This is a genomic window from Halomonas citrativorans (assembly GCF_014898005.1).
GTDB lineage: Bacteria > Pseudomonadota > Gammaproteobacteria > Pseudomonadales > Halomonadaceae > Vreelandella > Vreelandella citrativorans.
Genome location: NZ_JABUYX010000008.1, coordinates 102,891 through 113,354 on the forward strand (window position 1 = coordinate 102,891; position 10,464 = coordinate 113,354).

General features: G+C 53.9%; 8 protein-coding genes and 3 tRNA genes. 7 read left to right on the forward strand and 4 right to left on the reverse strand.

The genetic code is table 11. The annotated features are described in order from the left end of the window. The first annotated feature begins 657 nt into the window (after positions 1–657). The 3 genes from INT20_RS10355 (at position 658) to ttcA (ending at position 4,274) form a co-directional block, all read left to right on the forward strand. Positions 658–2,472 (forward strand): putative nucleotidyltransferase substrate binding domain-containing protein, encoded by a 1,815-nt coding sequence (locus INT20_RS10355; RefSeq protein WP_193056876.1) that lies wholly within the window; start codon positions 658–660, stop codon positions 2,470–2,472. Positions 2,473–2,480: 8 nt separating this feature from the next. Beyond that, positions 2,481–3,131: a 3'-5' exonuclease family protein gene (locus INT20_RS10360; protein ID WP_193056877.1), complete on the forward strand. Its 651-nt coding sequence runs from the start codon at positions 2,481–2,483 to the stop codon at positions 3,129–3,131. Between the two features lie 231 nt (positions 3,132–3,362). After that, on the forward strand, positions 3,363–4,274 hold the full coding sequence (gene ttcA / locus INT20_RS10365) for a tRNA 2-thiocytidine(32) synthetase TtcA (protein ID WP_172117426.1): 912 nt from the start codon (positions 3,363–3,365) through the stop codon (positions 4,272–4,274). Here the strand turns inward: ttcA and fnr are convergent. The 4 genes from fnr to INT20_RS10385 form a co-directional block, all read right to left on the reverse strand. Then, entirely contained in the window at positions 4,261–5,013 is a 753-nt protein-coding gene (fnr, locus tag INT20_RS10370; RefSeq protein WP_172117427.1) for a fumarate/nitrate reduction transcriptional regulator Fnr, read from the reverse strand. The genes ttcA and fnr overlap by 14 nt on opposite strands. A gap of 62 nt (positions 5,014–5,075) precedes the next feature. Then, entirely contained in the window at positions 5,076–6,503 is a 1,428-nt protein-coding gene (gene hemN, locus INT20_RS10375; RefSeq protein WP_193056878.1) for an oxygen-independent coproporphyrinogen III oxidase, read from the reverse strand. An 85-nt stretch (positions 6,504–6,588) separates the two neighbouring features. Beyond that, the gene (locus tag INT20_RS10380; RefSeq protein WP_193053271.1) at positions 6,589–7,314 is read right to left on the reverse strand and encodes a sulfite exporter TauE/SafE family protein; all 726 of its coding nucleotides are present in this window, start codon (positions 7,312–7,314) and stop codon (positions 6,589–6,591) included. Next, positions 7,311–9,167 (reverse strand): heavy metal translocating P-type ATPase metal-binding domain-containing protein, encoded by a 1,857-nt coding sequence (locus INT20_RS10385; RefSeq protein WP_193056880.1) that lies wholly within the window; start codon positions 9,165–9,167, stop codon positions 7,311–7,313. The genes INT20_RS10380 and INT20_RS10385 overlap by 4 nt, the downstream gene beginning before the upstream one ends. Positions 9,168–9,311: 144 nt before the next feature. On the opposite strand from INT20_RS10385, the gene INT20_RS10390 reads away from it, so the two are divergent. The 4 genes from INT20_RS10390 (at position 9,312) to INT20_RS10405 (ending at position 10,464) form a co-directional block, all read left to right on the forward strand. After that, positions 9,312–10,049 (forward strand): alpha/beta fold hydrolase, encoded by a 738-nt coding sequence (locus tag INT20_RS10390; protein ID WP_193053269.1) that lies wholly within the window; start codon positions 9,312–9,314, stop codon positions 10,047–10,049. A gap of 88 nt (positions 10,050–10,137) precedes the next feature. Next, a tRNA-Val gene (locus INT20_RS10395) sits at positions 10,138–10,213 on the forward strand. Positions 10,214–10,272: 59 nt separating this feature from the next. Beyond that, positions 10,273–10,349, forward strand: a tRNA-Asp gene (locus tag INT20_RS10400). 38 nt (positions 10,350–10,387) lie between these two features. Beyond that, positions 10,388–10,464, forward strand: a tRNA-Asp gene (locus tag INT20_RS10405).

A 10,464-nucleotide genomic window follows, 5' to 3' on the forward strand; every position in this document is an offset into this window, starting at 1 on the left:
TCAGGGTAATTGCACGCTAAAACTACCTACCGCTTGGTTTTGTCTCTTGGTTGGTTATTGATTATTGCCGTTGATACAAGCGTTTTATGAGATTTTGGTAAGTTTTGGTTAGCACTGTGCAATTACCCTGAATGATGCATTGTCAATACTGGACAATAATCGCTAAAAAATAATCCCAGACTTTGGTATCACTATCTACTATAGACTAAATAAAGAGTTTCAAATGGCTGAATATTAGCGTTTTTACGTACATTTTTTCAGCAGACTACTCGTTAGTTGAACGATGGTCTAGGGTTTGGTTAAAAGATAATATTTGCTACTTTAAAATAGCGTTCAATACTAACGGTTAGTTGCTGGGGAGGTGCTACTTTAGTCGTTTAAACCAACGTCGGGCGACGTTGGAATAATAGATAAAGGTATATAGAGTAGTATGTGTTTCTTAGTGGCAGGTTTTGTACAGGCTTATTTGGGTTAATTGGTTTACTTTATTGAGAAGGGCTTATGCTAGGCAGTAGTCTGACGCTACCGTTACTAATAAAAAGTAGTAGGCTGGCTCTTAAACACCGTAAACCAGAAAGAAGTACCTCACCCGTTGATTGACGTACTTCCAATTTTACGGACGTCGCTTTTTTCTTTTGTAGTGTAAGGACATGCCCCATGGTTGATGTTGATCTGTCCCAACTGCCATTTACGTTGCTTGATGACACGGGGCGCGAGCATGTTCGTCGAGGCATGGACCTTGCCTATTTTGACCGCGATGACATTATCCTGGAAATGGGCGAGCAGGGTGCTTACGTTTTTCTTATTCATAAGGGAGACGTCGCTGAGATAGACCCCTCCTTGCCTGCGGCAAGTGCTCACATTGGGCACTACACGGCAGGGGACTTGTTTGGCGCCATTAGCATCTTGAACGGAAAAAGCCGCTACCGTTTTCAGGCTGAGCAGGAGTGCCTTTGCTACACCATGCCCAGCCTTCTGTTTAGCCAGCTGTGTCGCCAGTACCCTCCTTTTGAGCAGTTCTTTAGGCAGTCACTTGCTCACAAGGCGCGCTTGTTGACAGAAAAGCGCGCCGACGGTGGCGTCACCATGGCAGGCTTTATGCTGGCCCGCATTAGTGAATGTATGCGAGCGCCCCTGCTGATGGATGCTTCTACCACTATTGCCGGGGCGGTTGAAAAGCTTAACGAAAGCCATGCTGACAGCCTGCTGGTGGAAACCCAAGGCAAGCTTGGCATGGTGACGAAAACCGATTTGCTCAATGGCCTGGTCGTGAGCGGCTTCACGTCAGCCACTCTGGTGGGTCAGGTGGCGCACTTCTCCCTTGTCACGGTAACGCCTGAGCAGTACCTGTTTGAAGCCCTGGTGTTAATGACTCGGCACAAGGTTACCCGCGTTGTGGTGATGGAGCAGGCCGCGTTAAAAGGCGTGGTCGAGCTGACGGATGTGCTGAGTTATTTTTCCAGCCGAAGTTACGTTGTTAGTCTGCAGGTGGAGCAGGCTGATGACTTGGAAACGTTGGCAGTTGCTAGTCATCGTACCCCTGAACTCGTCACAGCCCTTATGGCACAAGGCGTTAAGCTTAATTTTGCCATGGACCTGCTGGCGGCCTTGAATGGCCGGATTATGAGCAAGGCCTGGGATTTTGTTATCAATGAGGAGCATCATCAGCATAGCTGCCTGATGGTGATGGGGAGTGAAGGGCGCGGCGAGCAAATTTTGAAAACGGATCAGGATAACGGTCTGATTTTAGACGACGACGCCCAGTGGCCAAGTGTCGCCGATGATATGCAGGCCTTAACCGAGACGCTCATAAAACTGGGTTACCCGCCGTGCCCTGGTAATATCATGGTCTCTAACCCCGAGTGGGTTGCCAGCGTTTCTCAGTGGAAGAAGCGTATTGCTCAATGGGCCAACGTGCGCGATGGCGATAGTTTAATGAAACTTGCCATTATGCTGGATGCTCATTCAATGGCAGGGAATCCATGTTTACTTGAAAGCGTGCGCGAGGCGCTATTTGCGCGCTGTGCCCATGATGAAATTCTGCTTTCCTACTTTGCGCGTGCGGCTCTGCGTTTTTCAACACCGCTGACGCTTTTTGGTTCGCTTAAAAAGCCTCAGCACGGTATCGATATCAAAAAAGGCGGCATTTTTCCGATTGTCCACGGTGTACGTACCATGGCGCTTGAGCGGCGCATCAGCGTAACCTCGACGCTGGGCAGGTTGACGGCACTGGTTGATGATGGCCGCCTTGAACGACGCACCGCTGATGATTTAGGAGAGGCACTTTCACTGTTGACCGAGCTGCGTCTTAAACAGCAACTTAGCGGGCAGGATATGGACGATGCGCGCTCCAATCACGTGGTGGTGCAAGAGCTCTCGTCACTTGAGCGCGATTTATTGCGCGAGTCGCTACATATCGTTAAAGACTTTAAACAGCGCCTCTCCTATCGTTACCATTTAGAATATTCATGAGCAGCGCTATGCAAGGCAGCAAAAAAGGCATGGCACTGCTGGGGCAAACGCTGCGCAGAACGTTTAAGCGTGAGCGAGATCGGCGCCGCTATGCGAATTCGCCTTACGCCTGGCTTTTCCAGCCCTATATGGGGGAAGAGCTAGTGGCGCTGGCTTGCGAATCACTACCCGGTGAAACGCCGGTATTAAGTGTGGCTGCTGTGGTACTTAATCAACAGCAAGTGCACACAAGCCAGCCGTGGGTGGCAACGTTTGCCGACCCTCAAACGGTTGACCAGCCGGTGCTGCGCCAGCATCAGCAGCTTTACAATCCCGCCACGGCGGTACCCCTCTGTGCCGAGACACTGCATGCGTTTACCGATTTTATTGGCAACCGGCCGCTGGTCGGGTGGCAACTGGACCAGCAGTTTTGCATGCTTAATAGAGCCTTTAGAGCGCACCTCGGGTTTGGGCTACCTAATGTTCAGGTCGATGTGGCCAAACTGCATCAACGCCAATTGCGCCGTTTACACCCGTTAGTGGAGTCTTCCCAACCGTTTTCCGAGGCGTTGGCCTGCTGGCAAGTGCCTACTATCTCGACCCAGAGATTGCTAGGTAAAGCCACCGCAAGCGCCTTGCTGTATATGCGCTTACAGCGTGATATGACGCAGTCGGGTTAGCTTCTAGCGTAGTGGTGCCTGTGCCGATGGCCGTATTGATAACCGTATTGATAACCGTATTGATAACCGTATTGATAACCGTATTGATAACCGTATTGATAACCGTATTGATAACCATAGTGATGACCGTAGTTATGATCATAGTAACGACGTGATTTTGCCAGTTGGGTGAACGGCGGGAGTATTGTTAGAATAGCGGCTGCTCCTTCTACCATTGGCAGTGCTTATATCATGCAACACCTTGATCATTTTGACCCCGCCGCGGCAACCGTTGCACCGACGCCTGACCTGCAAGGCCAGCCGGCGCTTGAGGATGCCAAACAGAAACGCGAATTCAACAAGTTGCAAAAGCGGCTGCGGCGCGAGGTAGGTAATGCAATTATCGATTACCAAATGATCAATGAAGGCGATCGGATCATGGTCTGCCTGTCGGGGGGGAAAGACAGCTACACCATGCTTGAGATTTTACGCAACCTGCAGCGCAATGCGCCGGTGAATTTTTCACTGGTGGCGGTCAATATGGACCAAAAGCAGCCTGGTTTTCCTGAGCATATACTGCCCCGGTATCTGGAAAAACTCGGCGTGGAGTACCGCATTCTGGAGCGCGATACATACTCGGTAGTGAAAGAAAAAACGCCGGAAGGCAAGACAACTTGCGCGCTTTGCTCGCGGTTAAGGCGCGGGTCGCTTTACGGGTTTGCCGAAGAAATCGGCGCCAACAAGATCGCCCTTGGCCATCATCGTGAAGATATTCTGGAAACGCTGTTTCTGAATATGTTCTTTGGCGGCAGCCTGAAGGCAATGCCGCCCAAGCTGCTTTCCGATGACGGCAAGAATGTCGTGATTCGTCCGCTGGCCTACTGTAAAGAGGCGGATATTGCGGAGTTTTCGCGCCTGATGGAGTTCCCGATTATTCCCTGCAACCTGTGCGGTTCGCAGCCGAACATGCAGCGTCAGGTCGTTAAGGAAATGCTGGCCGAGTGGGACAAAAAGTATCCGGGGCGTTTGGAAAGCATGTTTAAAGCGGTCACTAACGTCGCGCCTTCGCAGCTAGCTGACCGCGACCTGTTTGACTTTGCGGGACTGGAAGCCAAACAGGAAGCACTCATGGCGGGGCGTATTGAAGCATTTAACGTGAGCTAATCACCGGCTCTTCCTCTTCAGCAAGCGCTATAAGCCGCTGCATATCGAGGATGTTAACCTCGCGCCCTGAGACGGCCACCACGTCTTGCTGCTGAAAACGGCTCAAGATACGGCTGACCGTCTCAACCGCCAGCCCCAGATAATTGCCGATATCCGCACGCGCCATTGAAAGCCTAAAGCTGTAAGGCGAGTAACCCCGACGCCGAAAACGCTCTGAAAGCGTCAGTAGAAAACTGGCCAGCCGCTGGTCGGCGGTTTTGCGCGACAACAGGCGCATCATGCGCCGGTCATCGCGAAGCTCCTTGCTCATACTGCGGTACAGCTGACCACGAAGCTCCGGCAGCTCCTCTGAAAGCAGGTCCAGCCGATCAAAGGGAATTTCGCAGATGGTGGTGGTTTCAAGGGCAATCACGCTGCCTGGGTAGTGCTCTTCGTCAATGCCGTCCAATCCGACAAGCTCGCTGGGCAAAAAGAAGTTAGTGAGCTGATCGTTGCCATTACCTTCGCTGGTTACCTGTTTTAGGCTGCCTGAGCGAACGGCATACACACTGGTAAAACGGTCGCCTTGACGAAACAGTGTTTCGCCCTTTTTCAGCGGTGCTCGGCGTCTGATGATGGCATCAAACTGCCCCATGCCTTCAAGCTCAAGCGCTAGTGGAAGGCAAAGCGAGCTTAGGCTGCAGGTCTGACAGCGTGCTTCTTGAAGAAGCGAGCGTCGTTGGCTTGTCGAGGGTAGCATGACTATCTCCCTGTTTCTCTTTTGCCTAAATGGCTATCTACCGCAGGCGTTGATGCCGCCGGTTAAACGATTCTTGAGTAGCGTTGGCCTGAGTGCCCCGGAAGGTAAGCATCAAACGCCATGGCCAGTTGGCGAATCAGTAAACGGCCCATTGGCGTCGCCTCAAGCGTATCATCCAAGCGAACGATTAGCCCGTCCTGTTCAGCAGTGCGTAGGCTTTCCAGCGCACTGGCAAAGTAGTCGTTGGCGTTAACCTGCCATTGCCGGCTAACCGCTGCTAAATCCAGGCGCATATCGCACATTAAACGTTCGATAACGTCGGCTCGTATTAGGTCATCCTGATTTAATCGTACGCCTTTCACGGTAGCCAGTCGACCTTGATCCAGGTTCTCTTCGTAGCTAGCCAGGTCAGTAGGGTTTTGCGCATAGCTATCGCCTATTCGGGAAATAGCTGACACGCCCAGACCGATAAGATCGCATCTGGCATGGCTGGAGTAGCCCTGAAAATTGCGCTGTAGGGTGCCGTTGGCTTGGGCAACCGCCAGGCTGTCATTGGGTTTGGCAAAGTGATCCATCCCAATATGTTGATAGCCCGCAGCGGTCAGCATGTCGATGGTCGTACGCAGAATCGAAAGCTTTTCATCCGCACCTGGCAGGTCATCCACGCTGATACGTCGCTGAGGCTTGAAGCGTTCAGGCAAATGCGCGTAATTAAACACGGATAAACGCGCCGGATTTAACGCGATCACCTGTTCAAGCGTCTTGGCGAAGCTCCTTTCCGTTTGAAAGGGCAGACCGTAGATTAAATCCAGATTCAGCGAGAGAAAGCCCAACCGGTGTGCTTCATCCATTAGTGTTTCGGTAAGCACGCGAGGCTGATGACGGTTAATCGCCTTTTGAACGCGTGGGTCCAGGTCCTGTACGCCAAGGCTCAGGCGGTTGAAGCCCAAAGACTGCAGGTGGCGCAGGGTTAAAACATCGGCTTCGCGCGGGTCGATCTCAATGGCGTAGTCACGCTCTGGTGCGTTTGAAAGACCGAAGCGTGCGTCCAGGCGGTCAATCAAGTCGCCCATCTGCTCCAGTGAAAGAAACGTAGGGGTGCCTCCGCCCCAGTGCAACTGATTGACAGGGCGCTTTGTATCCAGATGACGGGCCGTCAGGACCATCTCACGATCTAGCCGATAGAGATACGACTCGGCCAGGGCGGTGTTTTTCGTCGCAATTTTATTGCACGCGCAATAAAAGCAGATTTTGCGACAAAACGGGATATGGACATAGATGGAAAGCGGGCGCTGACTTGCGTTGCTGCGCTCAATGGCCTGGGTCGCATCTTCGGCGGTAAACCCTTCGTGAAAGGCCAGCGCCGTCGGGTAGGAGGTGTAGCGTGGGCCGCTTTTATCATAACGGCGCAGCAATGCGTCATCCCAGCGGGTGCTGGATGACGCGGTAGCAGTAACGGATGAGGGGACAGCCGTGGCACATACAGGCATGAAGAGGCGCTCCGGTAGCTGAAAATACGTTTTTAAAAGCTACCGATAGGCTAGAGAACATAGCGCTGTAGTGCGTTGCGCCAGGTCAATGATTGGCGTGTGAGTGTCCGCCTGAATGCCCACCTGAGTGCATGTTGAGTGCCCACAGCTGCCATACGGCAAAGCCGATAATGACGAGCGCGGCGATGGTTCTTGTCGCGGGGTGACGAATAAGATGATTAAGCTTGCGTGCGGCAAGTCCTGTGGCCAGTAGCGCAGGCAGGGTGCCCAGGCCAAAAGCGCCCATTAATAAAGCCCCTTGAAGCGGCCGGGCCGTCGCCAGGCTCCAGGCCAGCATTGAATACACCAGCCCACAGGGCAGCCAGCCCCAAATGGCGCCTAGCGCGAATGCCTGGGGGAAATGAACCACCGGCATCAAGCGTCGGCCCCAGGGCTCAAGGTGACGCCATAATCGTTTGCCCACGGCTTCCACGCGCAAAAGCCCTTTCCACCAGTTAGCAATATACAGCGCCATGAGAATCAGCATGAGCGCTGCAACGCCTTGCAACAGCTGGCGCGCCAGCAGTGAGGGCGAAAGCACGGTGCCCAACGCGGCTACCAGCGCGCCTGCCGTCATGTAGCTTAATATTCGGCCCAAGTTGTAGCTTAGCAGTAGGCCGCCCATACGCGCCGAGCTACGCATGCTGGGCGGGATGGCAAAGGTTAATGCGCTCATGACGCCTCCGCACATGCCGATGCAGTGGGCCCCGCCCATCAATCCAAACACGAACGCGGCAATAAGCGGAGGAAGATCAAGCCCGGTTGGGTTCATGGCACGCTTTTGACTGCTGAAGTGGATAAATGGGAGGTGGATACGTTGGAAGTAGATAGCCTGTGTGAAAAGCGTAGCGTATTAGCAATGACGGCAAGCACACTGACGCCAGCGCCCGTGATGGCGCCAAACGGCGATAGGGCGCCCACTGCCGCTAGGCAAAGCGCTATCACGCTGATGGAGGCCGCCATGCCCATTGAGTGTTGTATGCAGCGCTGCGTGGCGCGGGCAATGGCTAGGGTTTCTACGGAGCGCCCGCTTTGTGGGCTGAGTATGACCACGTCTGAGCAAGACGCTATCGCCTCATCGGCAGGCTGCGTTGTTGTGGCCAATGAAAGCAGGGCGCGAGGATTCGTTATCACCACGCCTCGTGCACGTAACTGCTGGTAAGCGACCGTTAGCGCCGCTGGGGTTGCCAACGCCAGTGCGCACGGGCTGCCTGCTATTAGCAGCGAAAGCAGTACATCCAATGCCATTAGCGGTTTAAACCACCACCAGAGGGCTGTCACTCCTGGCGTTATGATAAGCAGGCCAGCACTCCATGTGTGCACGCCGCGTGCGTTAATGCTGGCCAGGTGCTTCCCAGTAAAAGCAGCGTCAACCAGGGGGCCTAGCGCTGCAATACGGGCGCGGGCAGGCGGTTGGACTACGTTAATCACCAGCGGGTTTTCGAGGTTTTGGCAGCCTGCCAGCACGCTATCTCCTTTCGCGTAACTCACCGGGAGCGGTTCGCCGGTGAGCTGTGAGGTGTTCAGGCTTGATGCGCCTTGCTCGATAATGCCGTCAGCAGGTATCCGCTGCCCCGCGTTCACTACGATACGATCACCTGGGCAAAGCTCACACGCGGGTAAAATTCGCTCGCTTTCATCGGGATAACGCCGAATGGTCGTGGCGGGTAGGGCTCCTTTAAATGTGTCTTGAGGGCTTCTTAAAATGGGTAATGATCGAGCGCAGCCAAAAAGCAGTAACAGCGTTGTGAGCAGCGCAATCATGCCAACGTACATGCCAACGTTGTGCTCCCCTGCGTGAAAAAACGATGCGTAGCCGCTGGCCAGGTAAGCGCAGCCCAGTGCCAGGGCAGTAGGCATGGCCGGACCCAACAAGCCACGCTTTATATCGACAATCGCTTGTCGAAAAAAAGGCGGCGTGGCAAACAGCATGACAAGCGTTGCCAGTACCATGGGAAGCCAGTGAAGCAGCGTAGTAGTACGCGTATTGAGATCCCCTCGTACTTCACTCGGCAAAAAAAGCATGAGCAGCGTGATACCTAGAAGGCACGCCCCCGATACGCCCAGCCGCCAGGCACACAGGCGTTTTTTATAGCGCCCGCGTTCCTGTGCAGGGTCTGGCTCAAAAGGCAGGGCGCTGTAGCCAATGCCGGCAAGCTCGGCCAGTAGCTGGGAAAGCTCAAGCTTGCTGGGTTGCCAGCTAACGTGAAGGCGATGCCGTGATAAATCGACGGCACTTGAGGTGATGCCCTTCAGCGCATTTAAGCGATGTTCAATTAACCAGCCACAGGCATTACAGGTAATACCTTCTACCGCGAGCGTAGCGCTTAACTGGTCACTGTCGACGCCAGGGGGCAACGTTTTCCGGAATTTTGCCTCAAATTCAGGGCTGTCGAAATACGCCCAGGCATCGCTATCGAGTGTCTCTCCGGCAGGCGTGTCGGGCAGCTCAGTGCGCTGCTGGTAATAGCGCGCCAGGCCGCCCTGTACAATGGCATGGGCAACGGCCTCGCAGCCTGGGCAGCACAACGGGTACGTGGTGGCGTCCAGCGTTATATGCCAAGGCGCATTGCTCGGAACAGGGCTGCCACAGTGGTAACAAGAGGAGGCCGATAATGTTGTCATGGCTTCGCTGCCTGTGCTTTAAATAACCGTATCATCAACGTTTTATCAGGCAAGAGTGTTTCCTTAAGGTAGCAGCCATCGGGAAACTCTTGAATGAATAGTGATGGTTTAACGGACTAAAATGCCAGGAGAAAGAAAACAGTGATGCCAGACGCTTATGCAGGATATTTGCCCCTTCCGCCAGACGCGCTGGAAGATGCCTTGGCGCAAACTGAAGCCCCCGGCTTCTTTTTGGTGGAGGGGCTTGGGCCGCTGGCAGTGGTGGGGCGGGCGCGTATCGGGCGAATTTTATGGGCGCATGGCGCAGGTGCTGGGCATCAGTCATCTTTTATGCAGCGCATGATCAATGGGCTGGCAGCCCAGGGGCTTCAGGTGTTTGCGATTGACTTTCCCTATATGCAGCAGATTAATCAACAGGGTAAACGCCGCCCGCCACCGCCAGTTGCTCACACGGTAGCGCATTTTACTGCCTGGTATCGTCTACTTGCGCCATTGGCGGCATCGCCACTGTGGGTGGGCGGAAAGTCGATGGGCGGACGAATTGCGACGATGTTGGCCAGCCAGCAGGCTTGCCCTGGTGTTATCGCCGCAGGCTATCCGTTTCATCCGCCGAAAGCGCCTGAAAAACGTCGGTTAAGTCACTGGCCTGATATTCACTGTCCGGTATTGATACTACAAGGCGAGCGTGACCCGTTTGGTACGCGTGAAGAAGTAATTGGCTATCCATTAACGCCTCAAACCAGGCTTGACTGGCTAACTGATGGTGACCATGACTTTAAGCCACGGCGCGCTTCTGGATTAAAACATGAGTTTTTGATTGACGAGGCGGCCTCACTTGCGGCATCCTTCGTCCGCGCTCATGGAACGCCTTCGGGAATGTGAGCAACGCGCTGGTTTAAATCACAAAGTTTAAACATAACGTGTTGACATTCAGCGAGGCTTCTGTAGAATGCAGCGCCACGTGACCAGCGGGTGGTTAGCTCAGTTGGGAGAGCACCAGCCTTACAAGCTGGGGGTCACTGGTTCGAACCCAGTACCACCCACCATCGAAAGATGGCCTGGAAACGTAAAGCAGTACCAAAGTAATATCAGCATGATGTAATGCGGACCGGTAGTTCAGTTGGTTAGAATGCCGGCCTGTCACGCCGGAGGTCGCGAGTTCGAGTCTCGTCCGGTCCGCCATCATCATACGGTTTACTTTGTAGCAGTTATCGCTATTCGGACCGGTAGTTCAGTTGGTTAGAATGCCGGCCTGTCACGCCGGAGGTCGCGAGTTCGAGTCTCGTCCGGTCCGCCA

Excerpts from the sequence above, each read along its gene's own strand:
- ttcA (WP_172117426.1), top strand. The coding sequence starts at position 3,363 with ATGCAACACCTTGATCATTTTGACCCCGCCGCGGCAACCGTTGCACCG.
- INT20_RS10355 (WP_193056876.1), top strand. The coding sequence starts at position 658 with ATGGTTGATGTTGATCTGTCCCAACTGCCATTTACGTTGCTTGATGAC.
- INT20_RS10390 (WP_193053269.1), top strand. The coding sequence starts at position 9,312 with ATGCCAGACGCTTATGCAGGATATTTGCCCCTTCCGCCAGACGCGCTG.
- INT20_RS10360 (WP_193056877.1), top strand. The coding sequence starts at position 2,481 with ATGCAAGGCAGCAAAAAAGGCATGGCACTGCTGGGGCAAACGCTGCGC.
- hemN (WP_193056878.1), bottom strand. The coding sequence starts at position 6,503 with ATGCCTGTATGTGCCACGGCTGTCCCCTCATCCGTTACTGCTACCGCG.
- INT20_RS10385 (WP_193056880.1), bottom strand. The coding sequence starts at position 9,167 with ATGACAACATTATCGGCCTCCTCTTGTTACCACTGTGGCAGCCCTGTT.
- INT20_RS10380 (WP_193053271.1), bottom strand. The coding sequence starts at position 7,314 with ATGAACCCAACCGGGCTTGATCTTCCTCCGCTTATTGCCGCGTTCGTG.
- fnr (WP_172117427.1), bottom strand. The coding sequence starts at position 5,013 with ATGCTACCCTCGACAAGCCAACGACGCTCGCTTCTTCAAGAAGCACGC.